Source organism: Streptomyces malaysiense (assembly GCF_000980885.2).
Taxonomy (GTDB): Bacteria; Actinomycetota; Actinomycetes; order Streptomycetales; family Streptomycetaceae; genus Streptomyces; species Streptomyces malaysiense.
The window spans coordinates 135923-161310 of the sequence record NZ_LBDA02000012.1; the positions used below are offsets into that span (position 1 = coordinate 135923).

Below are 25388 nucleotides of genomic sequence, written 5' to 3' on the forward strand. Positions count from 1 at the left end.
CGAAAACCGGCGCTAAGCCCTTCGCGGGCCTGAGAGCGCTTTGACCTGGGGCTCTGCGGGGGCGGAGCCTTCGGCAGTCGTGTTGATCATTGACTGTCTGGAGGCCCGGGGTGCCGGTCGAGTTTCTGACGGATTCGCAGGCTGCGGCGTACGCGGCGTACGACGGGGCGCCGTCGCGTACCGAGTTGGAGCGGTTCTTCTTCCTGGACGACGCGGATCGGGCGCTGATTGAGCCGAAGCGGCGGGCGCACAACCGGCTGGGCTTCGCGGCCCAGCTCACGACCGCGCGGTATCTCGGGGTGTTCCTGGACGACCCGACCGACGTGCCGGCGGAGGTCGCCGACTATCTCGCTGAGCAGCTCGGCATCGCGGACGTGTCGGTGCTGAAGACGTACGGCGATCGGGAGAACACCCGGCTCGATCACGTCCGTGAGCTGCGGCGCGTTCTGGAGTACACGGAGTTCGCCGAGGCGGAGGCGGAGCTGCGGGTGTGGGTGGACGCGCGGGCCTGGACAACCGGGGAGGGCCCGAAGGCGCTGTTCGATGCGTCGGTGGGGTGGCTGCGGGAGCGTCGGGTGCTGCTGCCCGGGGTGACGACGCTGGCCCGGCTGGTGGCCTCAGTGCGGGAGGCAGCGAACCAGAGGCTGTGGGAGACCCTCTATGGGCTGCTGAGCACTGGTCAGCGGGCCGTGCTCGATTCTCTGCTGACGGTGCCGCCGGGGGCCCGGGTGTCGGAGTTGGACCGGCTGCGGCGGGGCCCGGTCCGGATCTCCGGGCCTCAGATGAAGTGGGCGCTCGCGCGGGCGGCGGAGATTGCCGACTTCGGTATGGCCGAGGTGGACGTGTCCGCGATACCGCCGCGGCGGCTGGCGGAGCTGTCGCGGTACGGGGTGGACGGCAAGGCGTCACTGCTGCGTCGGCACGGCGACTCGCGGCGCCTGGCCACGCTGCTGGCCACCGCGGCCTATCTGACGACCCGCGCGGTCGACGACGCCCTGGATCTGTTGGAGGTGCTGATCGCGACGAAGCTGCTGGCCAGGGCGGAGCGGGAGACGGCGAAGGAGAAGCTGAAGACGCTGCCGAGGGTGGAGCGGGCGGGCGCGAAGCTGGCCGCCGCGTTCCAGGTCGTGTTCGACACTACGAGCGAGCAGGTCGACACCGACAGCGGGGAGATCACTCCACCGAAGGTGGAGACCCTGGAGGCGATGTGGGCGGAGATCGAGCAGGTCGTGCCGCGTGACGAGCTGGCTGCCGCGCTTGCCGCGCTGTTCGAGCTGACTCCGCCGCTCGACTCCGATGCGGACGAGGCATGGCGGAGCCAGCTCCTGACCCGGTTCGGCACCGTACGGCCGTTCCTGGGGCTCCTGGTCCAGGTCGTCGACTTCGGGGCGACGCCGGAGGGGCTGCCGGTCCTGAGGGCGCTGAAGACCCTGCCCGACCTGATGGGCAGGAAGAAGGTCGGCCCTGCCGAGATCGACACCGGCCTGCTCAATGGGTCGTGGCGGCGCCTGGTGCTGTCGGCGCCGCACCTGGAGCCGGGCACGGTGGACTGGAAGGCGTACGCGTTTTGCGTGCTGGAACAGCTGCACCGGATGCTGCGCCGGCGGGAGGTGTTCGCGAAGAACTCCTCCAAGTGGGGTGACCCGCGGGCGAAGCTGCTGGACGGAGCGGCGCGGGAGCAGGCCAAGCCCACCGTGCTGGCGTCGCTCAACCTGCCCGCTGAAGCGGGCGAGCACCTGACGGCGCGGGCCGCGCTGCTGGACGGCACCTACCGTGAGGTCGCCGGGCGGGTGCCTGCGAACTCCCAGATCGTGTTCGACGACGACGGACGGCTGCACTTCGCTGCCCTGGAGCCGGAGCCCGAACCGGCCTCGCTGCGCGACCTGCGGGAAGCGGTGGAGGCGATGCTGCCCAGGGTCGACCTGCCCGAGGTGCTGCTGGAGGTGTTCTCGTGGACCGGCGCCGACCAGGCGTTCACGTCCGTCACCGGCGGCGAGGCGAGGCTGAAGGACCTGAACGTGACGATCGCCGCGCTGCTGGTGGCGCACGCGTGCAACGTCGGCTACACCCCGGTCATCGGCTCTGCGGACGCGCTGAAGTACGGGCGCTTGTCGCACGTCGACCAGACCTATCTGCGCCTGGCGACGTACCGGGCCGCGAACGCGGCGCTGATCGACTACCAGGCATCGATCCCGCTCGCGCAGGCGTGGGGCGGCGGGCTGGTGGCCTCCGTGGACGGCATGCGGTTCGTCGTGCCGGTGCCGAGCGTGTACGCGCGGCCGAACCCCAAGTACTTCGGGCGCCGAGGCGGCGCCACCTGGCTCAACATGATCAATGACCAGGCGGCGGGGCTGGGCGGGAAGGTGGTGGCCGGCACTCCGCGCGACTCGCTGTACGTGCTGGACGTCCTCTACGACCGCGACGGCGGCAAGCGCCCCGAGACGATCGTCACCGACACCGCCTCCTACAGCGACATTGTCTTCGGCCTGCTCACCCTCGCCGGGTTCGCGTACGCGCCGCAGCTCGCTGACCTGCCCGACCAGAAGATGTGGCGCATCGACCGCACCGCGGACTATGGCGCCTTCCAGGACGCCGCCCGCGGCCGGGTCGACCTCGCCCGCATCGAACGGCACTGGGAGGACATCCTGCGGATCACCGGTTCCATCCACACCGGCGCGGTGCGCGCGTACGACGTGATCCGGATGCTGTCGCGCGACGGGCGCCCCACCCCGCTCGGCGACGCGATCGCGCACTACGGCCGGATCGCCAAGACCCTGCACATCCTGCGCCTGGCCGACGAACCCGGCTACCGCCGCCAGATCAAGGTGCAGGCCAACCTTCAGGAGGGCCGCCACTCCCTCGCCCGGAAGATCTTCCACGGCCGCTCGGGGCAGCTCTACCAGCGTTACCAGGACGGCATGGAAGACCAGCTCGGCGCGCTCGGCCTGGTCCTCAACGCCCTCGTGCTGTTCACGACGCGGTACACGGACGCCGCGGTGAACCAGCTGCGCACGGACGGCTTCGACGTCCGCGACGAGGACGTGGCCCGCCTCTCACCCTTCGTGCGGCACCACATCAACATGCTCGGCCGCTACTCCTTCCAGCTCCCCGACCTGCCCGGAGGCTTGCGACCACTGCGTGATCCGGATGCCGTAGACGGCGAGTGACCGCCACGCGGGAGACGCCGACCAGCCCCTGCTGCGGGCTGGTCGGCGGGGCTGCGGTTGGGTTGCTTAGATGGTCACGCCTGGCTGCCGCCGGGGCAGTTCGGCGTGCCGCACCGCCTTGGAGGCTAGGGCGATGCCCACGCCCAGGCTGGCGAAGATGCCGCAGCCGACGAACACCGGGGCGGCTCCCCAGGCTCCGATAGCGGCGCCGACCAGCGGGTAGCTGAGGGGGGCGAGACCGACCATGGTGAGCATGACGACGGAGGTGACCCGGCCGAGATAGGCCGGATCCGCCGCAGTCTGTATGAGGGCGTTATCCAGACTGCCGAAGACACCCGCGTTCAGTCCGATGACCGCGGCCAGCACCACGGCGAGCCACAGGGTCGGCACCATCGCGATCGTGGCCGCGCCCGCGCAGCCCACGAGCAGCGTCCCGGCCATCATCAGGCCTGCACGGGGCAGCCAACCGGCGATCGCGAGCAGCGCGGCGCTGGCTGCGGCACCTGCGCTGAAGCTGCTGACTATCCAGCCGTAGCCGGAAGGGCCCCAGCCGCGTTCGGCGTTGAGGAGCACCATGCCGACGTTGAGGGTGCCGGTGAGGCCGAGTTCGCAGATGGCGCCGGCGGCGACGAGCGGGCCGATGAGGCGGTGGCGGCGGATGTAGCGCAGGCCGTCGAGCAGCTCCTGTCGCGCGGTGCTGGGCTCCGTCTGCTCGGCGCCGTTCGCCACGAGGGGCCGTATCCGTATCGTCAGCAGGAGCGGCAGGGACAGAGCGATGAGCAGTCCGGCGACGGTGAAGGCGGCCGCGGGTCCGCCGAGTCCCATGGCAAGGCCGCCGATCGGCGGGCCCGCGATCTGGCTGAGGCGCGTCGACAGCGTGCGCATGCCGGTGATCCGGGCCAGTTGGTCAGGGGCGGTGATCCGGGGCGGGAGGGCACCGACAGCGGGTACGAACAGCGCGTCGACGGCGCCGAAGACGAGCGCCACCGTGACCAGGATCCACAAGGCCGGCGCCGTCAGTGCGATACCGGCGGCCACCGCCAGGATGAGGAGGCAGCGCAGCGTGTCACTGCCGAGAATCACCCGGCGGGGGTCGAACCGGTCGGCCACCACGCCCCCACCGAGCATGAGTAACGCCCGTGGTAACGCTCCGGAGGCCATGACGAGGCCGACTTCGGTAGGACCGGCGGCCTTCTGGGCGGACCAGCCCAGGGCGACGAAGTACACGCTGTCGCCGATGAGGGAGACGGTGTATGCGGTCAGCCAACGCAGCACGTTGCCGTCGCGGTGGGCCGGTGTGGAGGCGTGTTCGGGCAGGACTGTCTCTGAGGTGGCCATCGTGGGCTCCAGTACGTCGGGATCCGGCTGAGTCAGGGCCGGAAGGGAAAGCCGTAGAGGTGCACGGACACGTGCTCGCGGTCCTCGGTGTCGTCGGCCGCCTTGGCGGCCTTGCCCCGCTCCCGCCAGCGCCGTGCCAGCGCCTCAAGCTCATCGCTCATCTCGGCGAGTTCGGCCGGGGTGAGGTCGAGCAGCCACTCGGAGCTGAAGGACGCATCGGTCCACGCCTTCCCCCAGGCGGACTTCTGGTCGAGATACGTGCGGTACTGGGCGACGCGGGTGTCGAAGATCCCTCGGGTCACCGCGCCGACGGCGGCGGCTCCCTCGGGCGTGTCCGCGAAGTCCGAGTCGCGGAAGCCCCAGCCCTCTTCGGATGCCACCTGCCACCACCGCTCACGGCCGTCGGCGCCCTGACCGCTCGCCTGCGTCACGAAGCCGTGCTCGGCCAGCTTGCGCAAGTGGTAGCTGACCAGCGACGGCGTTTCATCGACATGCTCGGCGAGCTGAGAAGCCGTCGCGGTGCCCGCGGCGTACAGCAGCCGGTACAGCTGCATCCGCAGCGGATTCATGAACGCCCTCAACCGTGACAGGTCGGTGATCTGCTCAGGCTCGTGCTTCGGTCGCATGCACTCACCGTAGATATGAAGCGAAAACTTCGCAATAACCGCTTCAGAATTGGGAGGCGCAAGCAACCCGGCTCCATGCGCAGGGGACTTGAGACAGCCCAACCCGGCTCGACTTGACTGCCGCTGACGACGAGGGATCGCGCCCGGCCAGGGAAAGTCCCACCGGGCCTTCCCCAGCCCTGGCTCGTTGACCAGCACAGACGACACGGTGAACAGGGTGTCGGTGAGAGCAGGGAGAGGGAGATGACGGTAGAGGTCGCTCCGGAGGTCCGGGCCGCGCAGCGGCGGATCGTCAGCACGATCAACGCGTCCGGGAGGCTGAACGCCGACGGGCTGGCACTGTGGCGGGAGGTCAACTGCGGCGAGTGGAAGGCCACCGCGGCCGACATCAGTCGGGACCTGGACCTGCTCCAGGTCCCGCACACCATCGTGACGGCTTTCCGCTTCCCGCTCGCCACCGCGTACAGCAAGGCCATGCGCGAGGGCGAGGAGGTCCGTATCCTGCGCAAGGACCTGGCTCACCTGGTGCCGTGGATGCCCTCGATGGAGCAGACCGTCGCCGACATCCCCGAGGACGCCCCGCACTGGGACTTCACGGTGTTCCAGCCCCGGGCCGACGGCATGGTCATCGCCAAGCTGGCGCTGTCGGCGGAGTGGCCCGCATGGTCGAAGAAGCAGGCCCGTGCCGCCCGGCTGGTCTGCGCGGAGTGCGACTACGACCTGCGCGAGTTCAAGGACGAGGCCCGGATGCCGTTCGACGTCCGGCTGCCCGAGCGGCCCAAGGCTCGGCGGCTGGTGTGCGGACAGTGCTGCAATGACGGCGTGGACGAGATGGAGCGCCTGGCCGCGCTCGCGGGAAAGCCGTCTTGAGCACCGTCGAGCCGGGGACGGACAGACTGCTGGTCGCGGAGCTGGTGGGACTGCTCAACGATGCCGAGCACTACGACGGCCCCGGCTCCACCCCCGACAGCCGTCTGGCCTACGTCGACCGCCGGGCGGCCCTGCTGCACCGGCTCGTCGACGCCCTCGGTGACGAGTCCTCCCGCTACCTCGCCCAGGACGCCGAGGACCGCGCCGAAGACGTACGGGCCGAGGCCGAGGCCTTGGCGCGGGAGTGCGGAGACCCACCGCCCGCACCGCGCCAGTTGCAGTGATGCGGGTACCACAAGGGTGCTGGACAGTCCGTGATGCGGATCTACCCGGGCCTGCGCCGGTGCCTGGTCTGACGGTCAGGCAGCGCGCAGTCGAGGGGGGTCAGTCTGCTCCGGCTCGGCCTCTGCAACAACCGTGAGGGGAACGGGGGTCTCGGCGTCGGTGGGCTCCTCCGCCCGGCGGCGCAGCTTCGACTTAAGGCTGATCAGCCCGCTCTTGACGTGCGGCGCGACAACGACCCCCAACGCGAAGCACGTGCCGGCGATCGCCAGGACTGTCTTGGTGCCGTCGAACAGCACGGCGTGCGTGACGAGCGTGTTGTCGTCATCCCGAGCCAGCGGGCTCTCTCCGCCCGGAGTGCTCGACTTCGAGAAGTGTGTGTCGGAGGGACGCCTCGTCAGCATCAGCTCCCAGATCCAGTCACCCCGGTTGAACTCCATGACGCAACTGTAGAGGCGACCAGGCACGCCGCGGCCCGGAATGCCATGCTCTCCGCCTTGGTCAGAGGACGGGGCCCGAAGGCCCTTTGCCCAGGGCTCCGGGGCGGGAGAGGATGCGTCCATGATCGACACGGCTGAGAACCCCGAGGAACAGGTCGCGATCGCCGCGGCGAAGGACGGTGAACTACGCCTGCACGACCCCGCCGTCCGCGCCTCCGCCGTCGGCGTCCAGCTGTTCGACCCAGAGTTCGTCGAGGTCGGCGCCTCCGGGCGGCGCTGGACGTACGAGGAGATGGTCGCGGCCCTGCCCACCCTGCACGGCGGAGCGGACAGCCCGCGCATCGAGGCCTCCGGCATGCGCGGGGTGCTCCTCGCCCCGGACCTCGTGCACCTGACGTACGAGAGCGTCATCGCCGGCCGCCGGGCCCGCCGCAGCTCCCTGTGGCGCAAGGGCGAGGGCGACACCGGATGGCGGCTCTACTACCACCAGGGCACCCCCGTCCCCGAGGGCTGAACCGTCCCCGGCTCTACTCCTGAACGATGTCGTAGACAGCCCGTTGAGGGTCGGTTTTGGCGATGAGCCCGTCCGCGCACAGGTCGCGCAGGATCTGCCGGACCCGTTTCTCCGCTGCCCGTTGGTCTTCCCACGTGTGACCGTGGTCGCCCAGAGCCTTGATGGCACGCTGCGGGTCCCAGGTGCCGCCGAGGGCGCGAATCGCCTGGGCGAGGACATGCCGGTCGGGATGATCCTTCTTGCGATGGTTGGCGATGCTGGCAGGGGCGCCGCTGTAGTTGCAGTCGGCACACTTCTCCCACGAGCAGTCCGGATCGGTGACGGCGGCGTGGCGGACGGAATGGTGCGAGCCGAAGCCGTGAGCGTGGAGCAGTTGAGCGACGGACCCGTCGTACTTGAGGGCCATGAGCGCCGCTTCGGCGATCTTGTCGTGGCCGGCGGCGAAGAACTTGCCCAGGCCGACGTCCTTCCCGCAGCCGCACCAGCACTTGCCGGTCGGGATGAGGCGAGGCTTCTCATTGCTTGGCATGAACCCAAGCTATCAATCCTTGAGTTGAAGTCAAGACATAAATCCAAGGATTGCACTCAAGGGTTGCGTTGGTGCAAGTAGGTGTACAGCCGCAAGCCGACCTCATGCACAGCAGGTTCAGCGGCGCGCGTCGCCGGGGGCGAGCAGGCTGGTCAGCTCAGAGATCGCTTCGGAGGACGGCTTGAAGTAGCGGCGGACGTTCTCCGGCTTCTTGTGCCGGGACTTGGCCATCAGCATCAGCAGGGAGGCGCCCTGCTCTCCGAGGTGGGTGAGGGCGGAATGGCGGTACTCGTGCAGGTCCCAGCCTGACCCCGGTCCGCGCACGGCGGTGTGCTCATCGAGCAGAGCGCGGGCCTGTCCGTAGGAGAGACGGGCCAGTCCGGTGTCTGGGCAGACGTCGCGCGGGCTGACCACCTTCCCCGGGCCGGGACGGCGATGGGTGACGAACACCGGGCCACGGGTGCGGCCCCGCAGCAGGCGAGGCAGGAGCCGGGCGGTGCCGGCGTCCCAATAGACCGTCTCCAGCACGAAGTCCTCGCGCGCCTGTCCTCGGCGGCGGACCTTGCTGCGGGCGCCCTTGGCCTTGACCAGGCAGCGGCGGGCGGCGAGGTCCAGGTCCTCGATGTTCACGCCGAGGATCTCCTTGGACCGCCCAGCGGTCTCGTAGAGCATCCGCCATAGTGTCTTCTCCCGCAGGTGGACCTCGCGCCGGGCGATGAGCCGGTCCACGGCCATCTTCGAGCGGGCCGGGGTCTCGGAGTCCGGCACTGCCAGCCGCTTCGTCCAGGCCGGGACCGCTGGGCCGTCATATCCGTACGACTCGCACCAGCCCAGCCACGACAGCACCGCCGCCCGGCGGGCGTTCCAGGTGTTGACCGCTGCGGTGCCCCACAGCAGTTCCAGGGCCTCGCCGATCTCGTCGTCCGCGACGGACCCGAGCGGGCGGGCCTCTCCGATCCGCTCAGCGGTCTTGCCGACGCCGGTCGAGTAGCTGCGGACCGTGTTCGGGTTGCGGAGCGAGTCGAGGAAGGCGTCGGCCGCCGCGCGGACGGTCAACGCCTTCCCGGTCGGCAGTTGCACGATGGTGGGCACCGCTTCCCCCTTGCCGCAGATAACAGGGCCGCTTCATGTTCGGCCCGGAGAACGTCACCGCAGGTGACGAACCAAGCTTCCGCAGATAATAGGGCGTTATCTGCGGGAAGACTTCAGACGGGTTCGGTCGCCGATGCTCCGTCAGCCGCCCATCAGGGCCGACGAAGGCTTAGCGCCGGTTTTCGTTCCGATGTTCCTCAACCCCCGAGAGCCCCGTGAGTTCGTGAAAACTGAAGGGTTCTCGACAGGAACCCACGGGTCCAGCAGCAGATCTTCCGGTGAGAAGGCGCGGGTTCACGACAAACCTGCTGGGGTGCGGGGCCAGTTACAGAGGTCGGTAGGTGCCGTAGTCCCCGGTGAGAGAGTTAGTGGCGGCTTCGACGACATCGGATCGGGGGCTGGAAACGCACGAGGTAAGGAAGTCGTGCACTCGCTGTCCTGTCCAGCCCGCCGCGGCAACAGCGGGCCAGAAGTAGATCCCATCGTATGGGGACCTGGCTTCGATGAAGTCGAGGACGTTGGTCACGGTCTCCTGATCCAGGACAAGCCGGAGCATGGCCACGGCCTGCAACGCTCCGCCCACAAGCGTCTCGTTACCGGTACTCAGGCACCAGCGAATCGCCTCGGCGTGGGAGTGCTCCATGTGGCTCAGCCGGACGATGGCATCGCCCCCGGCAGTGTGAACTGCATGGAGTGTTTCGCGCCGAAGGACGAGGTCTCGCAGGTAGGAGAGGTCGGACGGGGAGCCGCAAGCACCGAGTGCCATCGTCATCTGGTACTGGGTTTCCCAGGTCCGCGAATCCCTCACCTCATTTTTCAAGGCTTCGAGCAGGGCAGGACCAGCGGATGGGTCACTCAGCTTTCGAAGGCGCTTCGCGGCCGAGCGGCGCTTGGCGGAACTTCGGTCTCGAAGCTGACTGATCGCCTCAACGGCGTCGAGAGCCACGGTCTCTCCTACTGGATGCGGACGTCACCGGACCCTATTCGGCTTCTCTGACAGTCCCACCAGGGGTCTCACCGGGCGAGGCCAGAAGCAACTGACGGGCCGAGTCCGCGTAGCGCATCGCGGTCTTCTCATCGAGCCCGAACACCTCGGCGAGGTGGAGCGGGTCCGGGCCCTGAGTCATTGCTTCTTCGAGCTGTCGGTCGACGCGGAGCCGCTCCAGCGTTGCGGCCTGTCCGCGCATTGAGGTGCTGATCCAGTGGTTGCTGGCTCGGGTGGTCCTGTTCGCGGTCTGGTTGTTGATCAGCAGGTGGAGGTTCGCCGTGTTCGGCCAGCGGGTGCGCCGGTGCTCCAGCCAGTCCAGCAACAGCTTCAAGGTGAGATCGTCGAGCGGCCGGACGCGGCCGGCGATGGTCAGCCGCCGGTTGCCGATGTCGACGTCATCGAGCATGAGTGTGCCAATCTGGGCGACCCGGGCGGCGTGGACCGCGGCGAAGGCGAGGATGAGTCGTGTCGCCGGGGTCGTGGCCGCCGCGACGGCCCGGTCGACCTGTTCAGGGACGAGTGGCTGCAGCACGCCGTACTCGTACTGCCCGACCTTGATCCGGCTGGTGGGGTTGCGGAAGATGAGTCCGTTCCGCTTGGCCCAGCCGAACAGCGAACGCAGGGCGACGAGTTGGCTGTGGCGTTGGCGCCCGTGCAGAGCCTTGAGATAGGTGAGGACGTCGTCGCGGGTCACCTCCCGGAGGTGGTCGTAGCGGTCCGACCACTCCAGCAGGGCCGGACGGACCCCGTTGAGGTAGAGCCAGACCGTTCCCTCTCGGCGAGGCAGGCTGCGCGGGCCACCCTCGTGCAGGACCCGAGTCCAGCGTTCGGCCTCCGAGCGGATGCCGGGTGCGAGGCCCTCCAACCGCTCGGCGAGCCAGCGTTCAAAGGAGGGTTCGCTGTCGTCCTCGAAGATGCCCATCTCCTCCAGGACGGTGACGATGTGGCCGACGCTCAGGTCGAGGGCCCTCAAGGGAACGAAGATCTCCGTGTGGCGGATGACGTCGCCTTCGACGTAGCCGGTGAGCACGAAGGCCAGACCCCGGTTGACGGCGAAGCGGATGTTGCGGCCCCAGCCGCGGGCCTCGGCCAGCTGGTAGGCCAGATGTTTCGCCCAGGCCAGCCACGGGCTGGCCAGATCGGCGTCGGCCGGGTCGAGGCGGCTGTAGTCGCGCGGGACCTGGTCGAAGAGCGATAGCTGCCTCCAGCCGGGATCCGGGCGCCAGGCCGGCAGGGGCGGCGGCTTGCGCGGGGCTCCCCGCCGGCCTCGGGGTCGTGGAGGAGGAGGCGTCGATCGCCTGCGGTAGTGCATGCCGACGAAGAAGAGCTGGTGGTGGCGGACAGCTCCGAGCCGTGATCTCACGTCCGTCTCGTCCAGGGGCCGGCTGGCTGTGGACTTGGTGCTGAGGCGGGCCTGGCACCAGCACAGTCGGCAGTAGCCCCACTTCGCTGGCTGGACGCGATGGCAACCGGTGCAGGGGGCTTCGTCGTGGCTGCGGCCGACCATGTAGCACGTCGGACAGCGGCGACCGCTGAAGTTCCCCCAGGCCAGGCAGCTGTCGCAGGAGTCGGTCGGCTTGACGTACCCCTTCGGGAAGCGGGCCACCGGGTCACTCCGGCGGCAGCGAGCGGCCGTCCCGGCGCTTGGGGACCACCGTCGGTGGGGTGGTCGCCGCGCCGACCGCGATCCGCCCGGTCTCGTTGTCCTGGCCTGGGCGGGGGACCTTCTGCGGCTCGGGGATCAGCAGGTCGCCGATCTCGCAGCCGAGAGCGACGCAGATGACGTCCAGGTCCTCCAGCTTCAGGGAGACCGGCTGGCCGGACCACAAGCCGGACATCTTCCCGGCCGAGATGACCAGGCCGTGCTCGGCAAGGCTCCGCTGCAGCTCGGAGGCCTTCCAGATGCCCTTGTTGGCAGCGGTTAGCCGAAGGTTCCACTTCATCCCATTAGTCCTTCCAGCCGCTTCGCGGCGCGCTGCTGCCCGGCGGCCCAAGCGTCTTCCACCCGGGTTTGCTGGACGTGTAATGGTGGAGTCGGGTATTGGAACTCTCTGAATGCCTCCCGCTCCCGAAGCTCTGCGCGGGGCTCCGGCGTGCTGCGGACCTGTATCAGGTCAGGTCGGTGCGAGGGTCGATAGCCCAGTGGTTGGTTTGCAGGACTCGACCGGCGAAGGGCACGTCTTGCTTGCCCAGGAATCGGAAGCCGAGGGCTCGGCAGATGCCGTTGGACGGGGCGTTGGTTGTTGCCGGAAATGCGTGTATCAACCCCCACCGGCCGTCGTCGCGGGCCAGCTCAAGCAGCGTGCGGACGCCCTGCTTCCCGAGCCCCTGTCCCTGGTACTCCGGCAGCACCATCCAGCCGATCTCGGAGATGCGCTCGCCGTCTGCGTCGTGGGGCCACAACGTCACGGTTCCCGCGACCACGTCCAGCTCGGCCTCATCGGGCACGATCATCTTTGTCCAGTCGGTGTCCGCTGCCACCCGTTGAACATCACGTTGGACCTTCGCCTCCATGCCTTCGCGAGCCAGCGGGCCGCCCAGCTCGGCCATCATGACCGGGTCGCATCGCATCCGGACGTAGGCGTCGACGTCACCGTACTCAACATCACGTAGCAGCATCTGTGTTGCTCCCTTGCTTTTGGATTCAGACGTCATGGTGACGGCGGCTGACCTCGGCCGCGTAGGCGCCCCAGTCCCCGGCGGCGGCTCTCTGCCATTTGACGGCGACGGTGATGTCGATGCCGAGGGTGCGGGCGAGGACGGCGGCGGGCAGCTCGGTGGCGAGCTGGAACAGCGCGGTCGAGCGGGCTTCCGCGAGCCGGATGCCGAGTTTGCGGAGTCGTTCGCCCATGGCCCAGGCACTGATCGGACGGCCGGGCTGACCGCCGGGAAAGAGCCAGGGTGTCTCTGTCCGGCCGAGGACAGCATGGCTGCGGCGAACCGCGACCTGTTGCAGGGCCAGGTCAGCGACGGGTGCGGGAAGCTCGACCGGGACGGCGCCGAGGCGGATGCGGACGGCTCCGTCCGTCTCCTCGATGTGGTCGATGGTGAGGCGGGAGATCGCCGCGGGCCACTGGGCATAGAGGAGCAACAGCAGTCCGGCCAGGCGGTCCTCGGGCTTGACGGTGTCGTCGTGCAGCAGGCGACGGGCGGTGTCCCAGCGGGCCTCGTCGTCCATGGCCTGGGAGGGGCCGTTCCATCGCTCGGCCGGGAAGCTGAGATTGCGGGCGATCTTCTGGGAAAGGGCCCAGCGCACAAAGTGGCCCGCCTCCCGGCGGTGGCGGATATCGTCGCTGGTCATCCAGCGTTCGAGGTCAGCCTGACGGCAGGTGGCAATGCTCAAATTCTGGTCTTCGAGCCAGTCCAGGAGATGGACGGCCGCTCGCAGATGTTGCCGTGCGCCCGCAAGTTGGTAGTGCGTGATCTCCTTGCCGCGGCTGCGTCGGCGAAGCCGGCGCAGGAGATGCCACGTCGCGTACCGGTGCAGGATCTTCCGTCCCTCGGCCGTCGCATGGGAGGAGACGAGGTCCTTCACGTGCCGTTCGAGACGGACCATCTGCTCATCTCGCTGGGGCAGGACTCCGGTGGCGACGAGGACGCTGCGGATGTGCTCGACGACCTTGCCTTCAGGAAGCTCGTCCAGGGCCTCATGGGCGAGAGGCCGGCGACCGGAACCAAGATCGGACAGGACGGTGGAGACGATGCCCTTGGAGAGCCAGCGCATCGCGGTGCCGGCCCGTTCGGTGTCGGCCAGGGCGTCGTGAAGGGACTGGAGCTTCGGGTTTATGGAACCTGTGTCATCGGCGAGGAGTTCGTGGAGCCGCTGCTTGAGGCTGCAGCGGGGGCACGGGCCCGGCGCGTGCAGCCGTTCGGCTTGTCCGCAGGTGGGACAGGGGCGCCAGAGCTCGGCATCCGGCGTGGTGCAGGGGCCGCAGACGGGGGCGTCCGCGGTGCCGGAGTGAATGCCGCGCATTCGTCCGCAGACGGTGCAGTGACCTTGGCGCCTGTCACAGCCGCCGCAGCGGGGCAAGCCGGTGAGCTTCGAGAGCATGCAGGGTGCAGTGCGGCCGCAGATCGAGCAAAGCAGGATGGGCAGGGGACGGCAGTTCGGGCAGATCGGCCCGTCCGCGGTGCGGTTGCTGACCATGCGTGACTCGCCGCAGACGATGCAGGTCTCCAGGTTCGCCGGGTCCTTGACCAGGCAGCTCGGACACAGCGGTCGCCCCTCGGCGTCGCGGGTGGCCGGCTCGCGCCGAGCACCGCAGCGTACGCATTCTTCGAAGCGGGACTTGGCGATGCAGTTGCGGCAGACGCGCTGCCCGCCGAGCGGCTTGTCGATGCGGACGACTCGGTGGCAGCGAGGGCAGGCGGGCCGGACGATCCCGGCGACGCCGGCCTCGTGCAGCAGGTCGATGAACCGCAGGATGGCGCGATGCGGCGCCAGGAATCCCTTCCCTGTCAGCAGACGAGGGTTCTCCTCCAGAGCCCAGACCAGTCTCTGTCGGTAGGTGGGACGGTTGGGTGCCGTGCGGCGAAGGGCTTCGGCGATCACATCGCGGTCGGCGCCCGGGCCGATCGCGGTGATCAGTTCGTGGACGACCGCGGCAGGATCACGGTCGTCATTGTCGGGACACATCTTGCAGCGGGGCAGGCCCTTGCGGTCACGGAAGCTGACGCGTCGGACGTTTCCGCAGGCGGTGCACTCGGCTCTCTCCTGCCCGCAGACCGAGCAGTACCAGTCCTGGCCCTTGCGCTGGAGGGTTCGCAGCTTCTTGCCGCACTCCGCGCAGACCGGTGCCGCGATCGCCGAGGCGCCGGCCTTGCGGAGCTCGATGAGCAGATCACCGATCGCCCGGGGTGCTGGGGACCGGCCGTCGGTCAGGAGCGCGGGTCGCATCGCCAGGGCCTTGGCCAGGCTCCGCGACTTCGCGCGGCCGCCCGCGACCGCGGTGACCACGGCCCGGATCCTCTCGGCGTCGAGTTCCTTCTCGACATCGGTGACGAGGTCTGTGATCAGGCCGATTGGGTCCGCGACGGCGCGATCCAGCTGGTCAGCCGTGGTCAAGGCCGGTCAACTCCTCTGATGCGAGCACGCTTTGGACGCAGTCCGCCGAGCCCCTCCGACTCGGGCACCGAGCCACCAGCGGCTGCCTTCTTCGGCTTCTTCACGGCCCCGGCCACTGCGATGGGCTCGATGAGGTCGTCCATGGTGCAGTCGAGGATGTCGAGCAGGGCCATGAGGATTTTCAGGCTCAGTCGCTCCGGTCGCTCGACGACGAGCCGGTAGACCTGGCTCGTGGACAGCGTGATGCCGCGTTCGGCTAGCGGAGGGAGGAGGTCGGTGGTGGAGAACATCCCGCGGTCTGCCATGACCTTGCGCAGGTGCCAGTGGTAGTCGAGCTTGGCGGCCATCGCCGGATCCCTCCTGTCAGGCCCCGGCGAACGCCGGGGCCAGTGCCTTGTGCAGGAAAGTGTTCATGAAGTCGTCGCTGACGTGCGTGTAGATGGCCAGGGAGCTGTCGCACTCGTGGCCGACCTGCTGCTGGATGAAGCGCCGGTCCACCCCGTCCTCGGTCAGGTGCGTGACATACGAATGCCGAAGACTGTGCGGGGTCAGCTCTTTCGTCAGCCCGAGAGCGTCCCGGTATGCCTCGAACCGGTCGTTGATCGAGCCGGGCTGCAGGCGGCCACCGCGCTCGGTGATCCACAGAGCAGGGTGATCGGGGAACCCGAAGCGCGGGCGGACGTTCTCGACGTAGTCGGCAACCGCCTCGACGGCCCAGTCCATCACCGACAGCACGTTCCGCCGGCGCGGCGGCTGCCCCTTCTTCGCCTTGCCGTAACGGACGTTGAGCGTGCCGTACCGGCCGAACTGGCGGGCCTGCGGGTTGCGTCCGAAGTCGACCACATCGAGCTTGGAGGTCTCGGTCCGCCGAAGTCCCCACCCGTAGATCACCTTGAAGAGGGTGGCGTCGCGGTAGGCCGCGAGGGCTCCCTTGCGTTTCGCCCGTACCGCTCGTTCGACCTGGTCGTCGGCGTAGTCGAGGAAGAGCTGCAGCTCTTCCCGCGTGAAGGGCCTGGCCTCGGGGTCTCCCTCGTAATCCTGCAGGTGAGGGAGAGTATTCTACTCATGGCAGATCGCCACCGGGAAGGTGCCGAAGGCTTCCTCGCAGGCCGGGACCCAGCCGTAGCGGGCGTCGATGAGGAGCTCGGTGAACAGTCGGACGATGCCCTGGTAGCTACGGACCGTGGACGGCGCCAAGTGTCTCTCGCTCGTCAACGAGGCGGACCACTCGTCCAGATGGGCGGGCGTCCATCGCCACGGGTACTCGTTCGTGAAGTCCAGAAACCGGCGGATCAACCGTTCCCTCGGGTCGATCGTGTCGTCCTTCAGCCCTCGCGACTTCTGCTGAGCACGCCAGCCCCGCAGCATCGCGTCGAACATCGCGTCCTCGGGACGCAGCTGGACCACCCCGGAGACGAGCTCCAGTTGAGCCGACCCGGCCAGGGCCACCTTGCGCTGATGCACCACCCCAGATCCTCCCTTCTGGAGGGCAGATCATGCATCAGAAGGGATCAACTCGGCAACATGCCTGCTCAGGCAGCCAGTCCATAGACCCTACGAACTCGTTCCACTTCCCGCATCGACCAGGCCACCTGCAGTTCCTCGCCCGCCTGATGCAATTCCCGAGGGTTGACATATCGCATCGTCGTGGCGATCCAGGAATGTCCCAAAACCTCCTGAATTGCGATCAGATCCAGGCCTCCCGTATAGAGCTCGGACGCACAGAAGTGCCGCAGGACGTGCGGTGTCAACTTCTCTTCCCAGCCAGGAAGATGAGCCACGACCGCAGCGGCCAGGCCGTTCCGCAGGGCGTCGTCGCCGACTCGGCGCGAGGACCCGTCGGTGTTCTTGCGCTCGGAGGGGAACAGCGGGGTGCCGGGGCGGGTGTGGTCGTCGTCGAACTGGCCCCAGACGTCCTCGATGAACCACCGCAGCGTTCGGTCCGCGCCGTTGATGAGCGGCACCATCCGCTCGCGCGGCCCCGAGCCGCGGGCGCCCTTGCCGAGGCGGACGTGGAGCTTGCCGAACCGGCCCAGGTGCCACTTGATGTCGTCCAGGTCGAGGCCGCATGCCTCGCTCACCCGCAGTCCGACCTGGGACATCAGCTTCGCGGCGGTGTAGTTCCTGGCGGTTGGGGCGAACTTGCGGCAGGTCGCCAGCTCGCCGCCCCAGCCGGTGAACAGCCGGCCGACCTCAGGGGCGGTCGGCGGGATCCGCAGCTGGGCGTCCTTCGAGCCACGCGGGCGGTTCATCTCATCGATCGGGCACTCGACGACCCGGCCGGTCATCCGGTGGATCTCGACCTTGTGCCGCAGCTCCACGAACAGGAAGTACGTGCTCAGGGCCTGGGATCGGGCCAGGCGGGTGCCGCTGGGCGAGCCCCGCAGCACCCGCCCGAAGTACGCGTCCGCGTCGGCTGGCTCCATGTCCCACAGCGGTCGGCCGAACCAGGTCCGCACCTGCTCCAGGTGCCCGACGTCCCCGCGGATCGTTCCGTCCGTCAGCCCCGCCGATGCCCGAGCCAGCACGAAGCCGGCCAGCACGTCGGTCTCGAACCGCTCCAGCTCCTCCGCCGAGACCGGATCCCGGTACTCGCGTAGGTCCCGCACCACCGCCAGCGCCGCCAACTCGCGCCTCCTCGCCTTCGACCGGACCGCAGATCGGTCGCACGAGCTGAGAACGCTTCAGGAATCCCGAAGTTACGTCACAGACCGGAGGAGCACTCGAAGGAGGAAGAAGCCCCTGGCCACAGCCGCGGTCACTCAGCAGGGCTCAAGAGAACTCGCGGGATGTCGCACAGACCAGCCACGCCGTCTGCGAGGCCGGCGCGCCCAGGGCCTTGCCGATGGGGACCAGCGCGACGGAGATGATGGTGGAGTTGACGGGGTTCAGGACCGAGCCCAGCAGCATCGGCGGCAGCAGCCGCCGGTCGAATCCGGGCCGGCCCTTCTCCCGTATCGCCCCGGGCTCCGTGTCAGTCACGGGTCAGCCGTTCCAGCACGGCCATGGCGGCGATCACATCGCGGCGTTCCTCTTCCGTGCACCGCTCCTGCAACCGGCCGGCGAGCCATTCCGTGCGCGCCTGCCGCCCCTCCTCCACCCGGCGCCGGCCCACCGCGGTCAGCTCGATGAGCAGGCGTCGCCCGTCCTCCGGGTCGGGAGCGCGCTCCACCAGCCCCAGCGCGACGAGCGCGGCGACCATCGCCGTCATCGACTGGTGCCGCACCCCCTCGGCCGTGGCCAGCTCGCTCGCCGTGACACGGCCCCTGTCGGCCAGCCGGGCCAGCACGGACGCCTGCCCCAATGTGATGTCCTCGGCCTCGGAAGCCTTCAGGATGCGCCGCCGCAACCGGCTGATCACCGCGCGGACCTCACGCGACGCCTCGACCGCCGACGGCGACGGCGGTGACGACGGCGGTGGCGGCGGACTCGGATGCTCACTCATGCCGTGCACTCTAATCTGTACAGGTTCGGATGTACAGCTTCACCTGCATGAATGTGGCGCCACGCGAATGCCACCGCCCGGCCGGCCGTACCGGGCGGTTCGTGGGCAGGGTGTTGTCCCCTCCTGGCGGAAGGTGCCCATGTCTTCTCGGCCGGTCCCGCCGCGATGAGTCGCTCCCAGGCGGACGGTGTCCGGGTTCCGTGCCGGGGCCGTGACGGTCGTACACCCCGGCGATGCCCGCCGCCTGCCCGTTCTCGTCCGTCGGCGGGTCAACTTTCTTTCTCTGTAACGATGTTGATGCCGTGGTAGGTGTGTGTCGAGTCCGATCCGCGACCTTTCGGCGCGGTATGCCCGGTACTGGGTCGACGTGTGTGGAGACCGGCCCCCGTGGCGATCACCCCTGCACGGGGAGCGAGGACGCCCGCCGTATCGTTGCCTCGCATGTGGCCAGGAGAGCAGCCACCGGGGGGCGGACAGAACCCGCAGCAGCCCCCGGTCGAACATCAGCCGAATCCGTATCAGCAGGCCGGGTACCACCAGCCGAACCCTTACCAGCAGCCCTGGAACGCCGACGGCCGGCCGGGCGGCGCGCCCGTGCCCCCGCCCGCGGGTGGCGGTCCCGGCCGGGACCGTACCAAGCTCGTCGCCGTCATCGCCGCCGCGGCCGTCGTCGTCGCCGCGGGTGTCACCGGCTTCGTGCTGCTCGGCGGCGACAGGCACGACCGGGTGGACCCGGGCCCCGCCCCCGCCCCGACCGGGGCGTCGCAGCAGAGCACGGACAACCCGCGCGGACCCGACAGCCGTACCGCCACGGTCAAGGGCTGGAAGGTGGTCACGAACCCGACCCAGGGCATCGCCTTCGACGTCCCGCCGCAGTGGAAGCTCCAGACCCCCGACTGGGTCACCTACGTCGCCAGGAACGACGACCCGGAGGAGAAACCGCTCATCGGGGTCCAGGCCCCCGCGTCCCTCCAGCCGAAATGGTGCTCCGCCGACACGGACAAGGACGGCACCGTGGAGGACACCGCCCTGGCCACTGCGGGCAGCAGGCGCAACAACGGAGCCCGCGGCACCGAGGAGATCGCCGGCGCCGATCCGAGGACCTGGGTCTACGGCGCCTACACCCAGCCCGACAGGACCAAGGTGAAGTCCGGCACCGTCGAACCCTTCACCACTGCCTCGGGGCTCAAGGGCGATCTGGGCAGCGCCTGGTCCGTGGGGGTGAAGAAGTCCCAGAAGTGCGCGACGGACGGCAAGGCATGGACCTTCGCCTTCAAGAACGGTCAGGGTGACCTGGTCTCCTGGTCCTTCTTCGGCGCCAAGGGCGTCTCCGGCGAGGTGACGGACGAGACGGTACGGAAGATCGCCGCCACGGTGCGCCTGTACAAGCCCCCGTCCGACTCCTGACGAGCCCCACCAGCCGTCTCCGGAGCGGCCCGTCCTCGCCGAAGGGCCACTCCGGGGCGGTGGCCCCCTGCCCTGACCGGGAAGACAACCCCCCTGCCCTGACCGGGGGGCAACCCCCCTGGTCAGACCGGGGGGGCAGCCCCCCGTCGGGCCGGTGGCTGGCAGGCTGTCTCGGGCGGACGGCCGTCGGGAGACTCGACGCATGACGACTTCCACCGACGCGTCCGTGGTCACTGGACCACCTGCCGCGCCTTCCCGCACCTCTCCGTCCCGGGCCGGCAGCGACTTCGCCGAGCTCTCCCGGCGTATCACCGAGGCGGGTCTGCTGAAGCGGCGCCCCGGTTACTACACGGTGCGGACAGGCCTGGTGATCGCGCTGCTGGCGGCGGGCTGGGGAACGTTCGCCGCTCTCGGCGACACCTGGTGGCAGCTCGCGGTCGCCGCCTTCCTGTCCCTTGCCTTCGGTCAAGTCGCCCTGCTGGCACACGACCTGGCACACCGGCAGGTCTTCCGGCGGCGCCGGCCGAGCGAGACATGGGGTCGGCTCTTCGGCAACCTCGGCATCGGCATGAGCTACGGCTGGTGGATGAACAAGCACACCCGCCACCACGCCAACCCCAACCACGAGGAACTCGACCCCGATGTCGCCCCTGACATCCTGGTCTGGTCCACCGGCCAGGCCCGCAACAGCAGGGGCGTGGCCCGCCTCATCGGTGGTCACCAGGCATTCCTGTTCTTCCCGCTGCTGACGCTGGAGGGCTTCAACCTGCATGTCGCGAGCGTGCGCGCGCTGCGCTCGCCGTCGACGAAGAACCGTCTTCTGGAGGGCTCCCTGCTCCTCCTCCACATAGCGGCCTACCTGTCCGCGCTGTTCCTGGTGCTCTCCCCCGGCAGGGCGGTGGCGTTCCTCGTCGTGCACCAGTGCCTGTTCGGCGTCTACCTGGGCTGCACCTTCGCGCCGAACCACAAGGGCATGCCGACCCTCAGCGGGGACGAACGGCCCGACTTCCTGCGCCGCCAGGTGCTCACCTCCCGCAATGTGCGCGGCGGCCTGCTCACCGACGTGCTGCTCGGCGGGCTCAACCACCAGATCGAGCACCACTTGTTCCCGAGCATGCCCGCGCCCCATCTGCGACGGGCCCGGACCGTCGTGCGGGCGTACTGCGCGGAGATAGGCGTGTCGTACCACGAGACCGGACTGATCCGGTCCTATCGCGAGGCGCTCACCCATATGCACCGGGTGGGGGAGCCGATCAGGCGGCAGCGCGGGGCGACGTCCTGACGTACGGCCACCGGGGCCGCACACTCCCGGCGTGCGGCCCCGAGGACCTGCGGAGGTCAGCCCAGCAACTCCTCGATGAGGTCGGCGGCACGTCCGGTGCCGCCCTCGGCCCGTGCCTCGGCACTCAGCAGCGCCGAGCGGCGTGCCACCTCCGGGTCCCCGACCAGGTCCAGCAGTGCTGCGCGGAGGGCGTCGGCGGTGGCGTCCGCGGTGTCGATGCGGCGGGCCACGCCCAGTTCCACCAGCCGGTCGGCGTTCATGAACTGCTCGGCGGCCTGGGGCACGGCGATCATCGGGACCCCGGCCCGCAGGCCCTCGCCGCAGCCGCCCATGCCCGCGTGGGTCACGAAGGCGTCCGCCCGGTCGAGGACCGCCCGCTGCGGCACCCAGGAGTGGACCTCGACACCGGGCGGGACGGTGCCGAGTTCGAGAGGATCCGTGTACTTGCCGATCTGGAGGACGACATGCCAGCCGGGCAGATCACCGTAGGCCGCGACGCACCGGCGGTAGAACTCCGGTTGCCGGGTGAACGCCGAGCCCAGGGAGACCAGCAGCACCTTCTCCGCGCCGGCCGGTCGGGTCCACTCCTCCGTGGCGGCCGTCGTCCGGTCGAAGCAAGGCCCGACAAAGGTCACGGTGCTGGTGTCGACCCGGTCATAGTGCGGCTGCATCGCGCGGGAGATGAGGGCCAGGGCACGTGCGGGAGGACCGGAGAAGGAGTCCACATCCGTCGTGGCCGCCCCGCACCCGGCGAGCCACTCGGCGAACCTCGCCCGGTATGCGTCGGCACCCGGCAACTGCCGGATGTGCGCCCCGACTTCCTCGCCGTAGCCCTCCCAGGCCACGAACGTCGGGGACAGCTGGAGCACCGGCCGGCCCTGCGACTCGGCGAGAGCGCGGCCGGCATACGCGCCGATGTCGTACAGATACAGGTCCGCCGGGTCCCGGTCGTAGGCGGCGCGCAGCCGGGGGAGCGTCCGGACGGCGTCGGAGAGGAAGAGGTCCATCGTGGCGATGGGGTCCTGCGGCCAGGTGTTGTCGGCGAAGGGCAGCCCGGACGCACAGGGGACGAGTTCGGCGCCCGCGCCGGTGACCAGGCCGGCGACCGCAGGGTCGTTGGCGTACGTCACCCGGTGGCCGCGCGCCACCAGTTCACGGATGACCGGGAGGCTCGGCAGGACATGGCTGACGAGCGGGATGCCGACCATGGCGACATGGGCAGGACGGCGCGACGCGGAAGGCAGGGAAGGCAAGGGGACTCACTCGTTTCTGGTCTACGGCGAAAGGGGTGCGGCAGGCCGGCGCGTCGATGGAACTCGGTCGTCCCGGCGGGCGCGCTGAGGCATGCGGAGGGGAACCGGGGCGCTGCCCCGACCCGTTCAGCCGTAGATCTGAGTGAAGTGATGCATGCCCGTGACTCTAGCCGGGCCCGGTCCTCGCGGCACCGTATTTGTCCTCCGGCGTCTATCCTCCGGCGCCGTGCGCACGCGGGGCGGCCGCCTCCAGTTCGGCGACGCTCCCCGCCATGATGGTGCGGACGTGCTCGGTGATGTGCTCCGCGGGCCAGTCCCACCAGGCCACCGCGAGCAGCCGGGCGACGTCCTCGGCGGCGTAGCGGCTGCGGATGAGGCGGGCGGGGTTACCGCCGACGATGCCGTAGTCGGGCACGTCCGCGGTGACCACGGCGCCGGTCGCGATGATCGCGCCGTGGCCGATCCGCACACCGGGCATCACCGTCGCGCCGTGCCCGAACCAGACGTCGTTGCCGACGACGGTGTCCCCCCGGCCGGGCAGACCGGTGAGCAGGTCGAAGTGCGCGGACCAGGAGCCTCCCATGGTGGGGAAGGGGAAGGTCGAGGGGCCGTCCATGCGGTGGTTGGCGCCGTTCATGATGAACCGCACGCCGGTGCCGAGCGCGCAGAACCTGCCGATGACGAGTTTCTCCGGCCCGTAGTGGTAGAGCACGTTGCGCGTCTCGAAGGCGGTCGCGTCGTCGGGGTCGTCGTAGTACGAGTACTCGCCGACCTCGATCAGCGGGGACTTCACCAGGGGCTTCAGCAGGACGACGCGCGGCTGCTCGGGCATAGGGTGCAGGACGGTCGGATCGGCCGGTGCGGGCATGGCGCGGGTCTCCTGGACGGGCTCGGCTGTGACGGACCGTCCCATGATCGTGGCGCGGCGCCGCCCTGGACACCGATTTGCGCGGCCCCGCCGTCCGGGGCCCGCCCGGCGTTCCGCCCACCGACGGCGCGCCGGCGGCCCGCCGGGGGCTGTGCCGCGTGGACCGCGTCGGGACCCGGGACCCCGGCCCCGGCCGCGGGCCGAGCGGCCACGACTCACCCCGACGCCGAGCCGGACGCCGGGTGAGCTCGCATGATCGCCGTACTCTCCGCAGAATGGTGCTGTATCCGACCTGCCACGCGGGCCTCACCGCCGTACGGGGCCGCAGCCCGGTCTCCGCGAGGTGGGCGCCCCGTATCCGGGAGGCGACATGCACCACCGCACGGTCGAGGAGCTCATGACCCGGGACGTCGTCCGGGCCCGGCGCGACACCTCGTTCAAGGAGCTCGCGAGGTTGCTGGAGGAGAACGACGTCACCGCCGTACCCGTGGTGGACGAGATGGACCGTCCGATCGGCGTCGTCTCCGAGGCGGATCTGCTGCGCAAGAGCGCCGACCAGGCCGACCCGTCGGGACTGACCCCCGTCCCGCATCTGGAGGCATGGGAGCGGGCCAAGGCCGAGGGCGCCCGCGCCGAGGAGCTGATGTCCGCCCCCGCGGTGTGCGCCCGGCCCGGGTGGACCGTGGTGGAGGCGGCCCGGCTCATGGAGGTCCAGCACGTCAAACGCCTGCCCGTGGTGGACGAGGCGGACCGGCTCGTCGGCATCGTCGCCCGCGCCGACCTGCTGCGGATCTTCCTGCGCCGGGACGAGGCGATCCGAGAGGAGATCAACCGGGATCTGCTGCGGGGCACGCTGCTCCTGGACCCCCGCGATGTGACGGCGGACGTGCGCGACGGCCGGGTCACCCTCTCGGGCATCGTCGAGTTCAAGAGCCAGATCCCCGTTGTCGAGCAACTGTGCCGCGGGGTCGACGGAGTGGTCTCGGTGTCCGGGGACCTCACCTTCCGGACGGACGACGGCCGGGAGGCGCCCACCGGGACGTGAGCGCCGGTTTCGGCCGAAGGGCGGTCGCGGTTCCGCGCCGCGCGCGTGATCTCCGGCTGTCGCTGCCCGGCCCGTACGGCGGACCGGCCGCCGGCCGCGCCGACGAGCCCGGCCGGGCGGGACGGGGCCACCACCGTTCCCCGCCGCGTCCCGGTGCCCGCTCAGACGATTTCGAGCACGTCGGCCACCGGCCGCCGGGGACTCGCGGGACCCTCGGGGCCGTAGCCGAGCCGGAGCACCATCTGGACGTAGGCCATGGCCGAGACGGGGTCGCGGACGGCCCAGCGGATCTCGGACCACTCCAGGGGCTGGGAGGTGAGCGAGGCGACCAGCCCGTCGGCGGTGGCCCGGAGCAGGACCCGTTCCAGTGCCTGACCGGCGCACAGCCAGTCCACCGGGGCGTCCTCGGCGGTGCCCAGCAGCGCGATCTTCGGGTTCTCCTCGAAGACCGCCCGGCCGCGACCGGGCACCGGACGGCCCGCGGCGAAGTCGCGCACCGGGACCGAGGCGCCCTGCTGCCGGGGCCCGAAGGCCTCGGCGGGGATGCCGTCGGACGGCCCGGCGGCGTCCGGCGCGGCCGGTCGCAGGCGCGTCCACCGCTCCGTCTCCGCGCGCCAGGCCGCGTCGCCGGCCTCCCGGCACTCGGCGTCCCGCACCAGGTCCAGGATCGACTGGACGTGCCAGACGCCCGGGAACACCAGCTGGGCGCCCTCGGCACGCGCCGCCTCGGCCAGCCGTTCCCGCACCTCGGCGGAGATGTCGTCCTCACGGAACGGGAAGCGGCTGCAGTGCCGCCTCGGGACGGCCGGGTGCAGTGCGGCCAGCGCGTCGTCGGGTGACCCGGTGCCGGACAGGCGCACCTCGGCGAGGAGCTCGGGCCGCGCCGGATCGGGCAGCAGCCGCACCTCTGGGGCGAGCCCCGCCGCGGCGGCGGACACCCGCAGGTTCAGCAGCGCCGCCCCGCAGCCCAGGTGCAGGCCCCGGTTCTCCGGGTCGGCGCGCGGGAGCACGCGCTCCAGATCGGCGTACAGCCGCAGCACGCCGCTGTCCCGCGGGTAGCGGAACGCCCAGGGCTGTGCGTTGCCCAGGGAGGGCGCCGCGGTGGCGTCCGCGACGAGCGCGGTGACCGTGCTCACGGCGAGGGGCTCTGCGGTCACGGTGGCTCCCTTCGTACCGG

General features: G+C 69.9%; 25 protein-coding genes and 1 pseudogene. 7 read left to right on the forward strand and 19 right to left on the reverse strand.

Annotation, left to right across the window (positions count from 1 at the left end; translation table 11 throughout):
* Window positions 1-110 precede the first annotated feature (110 nt).
* Window positions 111-3167, forward strand: coding sequence for a Tn3 family transposase (locus VT52_RS06470; protein ID WP_046425642.1), 3057 nt, complete (start codon window positions 111-113; stop codon window positions 3165-3167).
* Window positions 3168-3233: 66 nt separating this feature from the next.
* On the opposite strand, the gene VT52_RS06475 is transcribed toward VT52_RS06470, so the two are convergent.
* Both VT52_RS06475 and VT52_RS06480 read right to left on the reverse strand, forming a co-directional pair.
* Window positions 3234-4505 carry an MFS transporter gene (locus tag VT52_RS06475; protein ID WP_046425640.1) on the reverse strand — a complete coding sequence of 424 codons (1272 nt, stop codon included), beginning with the start codon at window positions 4503-4505 and terminating at the stop codon, window positions 3234-3236.
* Window positions 4506-4537: 32 nt separating this feature from the next.
* A complete protein-coding gene (locus VT52_RS06480) occupies window positions 4538-5131 on the reverse strand; it encodes a winged helix-turn-helix domain-containing protein (RefSeq protein WP_046425638.1) in 594 nt (197 codons plus the stop codon).
* A gap of 243 nt (window positions 5132-5374) precedes the next feature.
* On the opposite strand from VT52_RS06480, the gene VT52_RS06485 reads away from it, so the two are divergent.
* Window positions 5375-6001 carry a hypothetical protein gene (locus VT52_RS06485; RefSeq protein WP_046425636.1) on the forward strand — a complete coding sequence of 209 codons (627 nt, stop codon included), beginning with the start codon at window positions 5375-5377 and terminating at the stop codon, window positions 5999-6001.
* Complete coding sequence (locus tag VT52_RS06490; RefSeq protein WP_046425634.1) at window positions 5998-6285, forward strand: hypothetical protein; 288 nt, start codon at window positions 5998-6000, stop codon at window positions 6283-6285. The genes VT52_RS06485 and VT52_RS06490 overlap by 4 nt, the downstream gene beginning before the upstream one ends.
* Before the next feature lie 75 nt (window positions 6286-6360).
* Here VT52_RS06490 and VT52_RS06495 read toward each other — a convergent pair whose 3' ends face one another.
* A complete protein-coding gene (locus tag VT52_RS06495; RefSeq protein ID WP_143070841.1) occupies window positions 6361-6723 on the reverse strand; it encodes a hypothetical protein in 363 nt (120 codons plus the stop codon).
* Between the two features lie 121 nt (window positions 6724-6844).
* On the opposite strand from VT52_RS06495, the gene VT52_RS06500 reads away from it, so the two are divergent.
* On the forward strand, window positions 6845-7237 hold the full coding sequence (locus tag VT52_RS06500) for a nuclear transport factor 2 family protein (protein WP_046425629.1): 393 nt from the start codon (window positions 6845-6847) through the stop codon (window positions 7235-7237).
* 13 nt (window positions 7238-7250) lie between these two features.
* Here the strand turns inward: VT52_RS06500 and VT52_RS38610 are convergent, their stop codons facing one another.
* The 13 genes and pseudogenes from VT52_RS38610 to VT52_RS06560 form a co-directional block, all read right to left on the reverse strand.
* On the reverse strand, window positions 7251-7766 hold the full coding sequence (locus VT52_RS38610) for a hypothetical protein (protein ID WP_240509656.1): 516 nt from the start codon (window positions 7764-7766) through the stop codon (window positions 7251-7253).
* Window positions 7767-7883: 117 nt separating this feature from the next.
* Window positions 7884-8858 carry a tyrosine-type recombinase/integrase gene (locus VT52_RS06510; protein ID WP_046425627.1) on the reverse strand — a complete coding sequence of 325 codons (975 nt, stop codon included), beginning with the start codon at window positions 8856-8858 and terminating at the stop codon, window positions 7884-7886.
* A gap of 325 nt (window positions 8859-9183) precedes the next feature.
* Window positions 9184-9804 (reverse strand): HEAT repeat domain-containing protein, encoded by a 621-nt coding sequence (locus tag VT52_RS06515; RefSeq protein WP_046425625.1) that lies wholly within the window; start codon window positions 9802-9804, stop codon window positions 9184-9186.
* Between the two features lie 34 nt (window positions 9805-9838).
* Complete coding sequence (locus tag VT52_RS06520; RefSeq protein ID WP_079174875.1) at window positions 9839-11452, reverse strand: hypothetical protein; 1614 nt, start codon at window positions 11450-11452, stop codon at window positions 9839-9841.
* Window positions 11453-11456: 4 nt separating this feature from the next.
* On the reverse strand, window positions 11457-11789 hold the full coding sequence (locus VT52_RS06525) for a helix-turn-helix domain-containing protein (RefSeq protein WP_046425623.1): 333 nt from the start codon (window positions 11787-11789) through the stop codon (window positions 11457-11459).
* A gap of 166 nt (window positions 11790-11955) precedes the next feature.
* Window positions 11956-12465, reverse strand: a complete 510-nt coding sequence (locus VT52_RS06530; protein WP_046425622.1) for a GNAT family N-acetyltransferase — start codon at window positions 12463-12465, stop codon at window positions 11956-11958.
* Between the two features lie 25 nt (window positions 12466-12490).
* The gene (locus tag VT52_RS06535; RefSeq protein WP_046425620.1) at window positions 12491-14911 is read right to left on the reverse strand and encodes a hypothetical protein; all 2421 of its coding nucleotides are present in this window, start codon (window positions 14909-14911) and stop codon (window positions 12491-12493) included.
* The gene (locus VT52_RS06540) at window positions 14908-15258 is read right to left on the reverse strand and encodes a helix-turn-helix domain-containing protein (protein WP_046425618.1); all 351 of its coding nucleotides are present in this window, start codon (window positions 15256-15258) and stop codon (window positions 14908-14910) included. The genes VT52_RS06535 and VT52_RS06540 overlap by 4 nt, the downstream gene beginning before the upstream one ends.
* 16 nt (window positions 15259-15274) lie before the next feature.
* Window positions 15275-15955, reverse strand: coding sequence for a tyrosine-type recombinase/integrase (locus VT52_RS39525; RefSeq protein WP_338059182.1), 681 nt, complete (start codon window positions 15953-15955; stop codon window positions 15275-15277).
* Window positions 15956-15970: 15 nt separating this feature from the next.
* Window positions 15971-16375, reverse strand: coding sequence for a phage integrase N-terminal SAM-like domain-containing protein (locus VT52_RS39530; RefSeq protein WP_338059178.1), 405 nt, complete (start codon window positions 16373-16375; stop codon window positions 15971-15973).
* 68 nt (window positions 16376-16443) lie between these two features.
* Window positions 16444-17538 carry a tyrosine-type recombinase/integrase gene (locus VT52_RS06550; protein ID WP_046425616.1) on the reverse strand — a complete coding sequence of 365 codons (1095 nt, stop codon included), beginning with the start codon at window positions 17536-17538 and terminating at the stop codon, window positions 16444-16446.
* Window positions 17539-17704: 166 nt separating this feature from the next.
* Window positions 17705-17893, reverse strand: a pseudogene (locus VT52_RS06555) (MFS transporter); the annotation flags it as partial.
* Window positions 17886-18356: a MarR family winged helix-turn-helix transcriptional regulator gene (locus VT52_RS06560; protein WP_046425679.1), complete on the reverse strand. Its 471-nt coding sequence runs from the start codon at window positions 18354-18356 to the stop codon at window positions 17886-17888. The pseudogene VT52_RS06555 and the gene VT52_RS06560, both read right to left, overlap by 8 nt.
* A 441-nt stretch (window positions 18357-18797) precedes the next feature.
* Between VT52_RS06560 and VT52_RS06565 the strand changes: the two genes are divergently transcribed.
* The gene (locus tag VT52_RS06565) at window positions 18798-19763 is read left to right on the forward strand and encodes a DUF8017 domain-containing protein (RefSeq protein WP_046425612.1); all 966 of its coding nucleotides are present in this window, start codon (window positions 18798-18800) and stop codon (window positions 19761-19763) included.
* 202 nt (window positions 19764-19965) lie between these two features.
* On the forward strand, window positions 19966-21045 hold the full coding sequence (locus VT52_RS06570) for a fatty acid desaturase family protein (protein WP_046425610.1): 1080 nt from the start codon (window positions 19966-19968) through the stop codon (window positions 21043-21045).
* A 56-nt stretch (window positions 21046-21101) separates the two neighbouring features.
* Here VT52_RS06570 and VT52_RS06575 read toward each other — a convergent pair whose 3' ends face one another.
* On the reverse strand, window positions 21102-22253 hold the full coding sequence (locus tag VT52_RS06575) for a macrolide family glycosyltransferase (RefSeq protein WP_046425609.1): 1152 nt from the start codon (window positions 22251-22253) through the stop codon (window positions 21102-21104).
* A 256-nt stretch (window positions 22254-22509) separates the two neighbouring features.
* Window positions 22510-23166 carry a CatB-related O-acetyltransferase gene (locus VT52_RS06580; protein WP_046425606.1) on the reverse strand — a complete coding sequence of 219 codons (657 nt, stop codon included), beginning with the start codon at window positions 23164-23166 and terminating at the stop codon, window positions 22510-22512.
* A gap of 370 nt (window positions 23167-23536) precedes the next feature.
* On the opposite strand from VT52_RS06580, the gene VT52_RS06585 reads away from it, so the two are divergent.
* Window positions 23537-24211 (forward strand): CBS domain-containing protein, encoded by a 675-nt coding sequence (locus tag VT52_RS06585; RefSeq protein WP_046425604.1) that lies wholly within the window; start codon window positions 23537-23539, stop codon window positions 24209-24211.
* Window positions 24212-24372: 161 nt separating this feature from the next.
* Here the strand turns inward: VT52_RS06585 and VT52_RS06590 are convergent, their stop codons facing one another.
* Window positions 24373-25368 (reverse strand): Acg family FMN-binding oxidoreductase, encoded by a 996-nt coding sequence (locus VT52_RS06590; protein ID WP_046425602.1) that lies wholly within the window; start codon window positions 25366-25368, stop codon window positions 24373-24375.
* Between the last annotated feature and the right edge of the window lie 20 nt (window positions 25369-25388).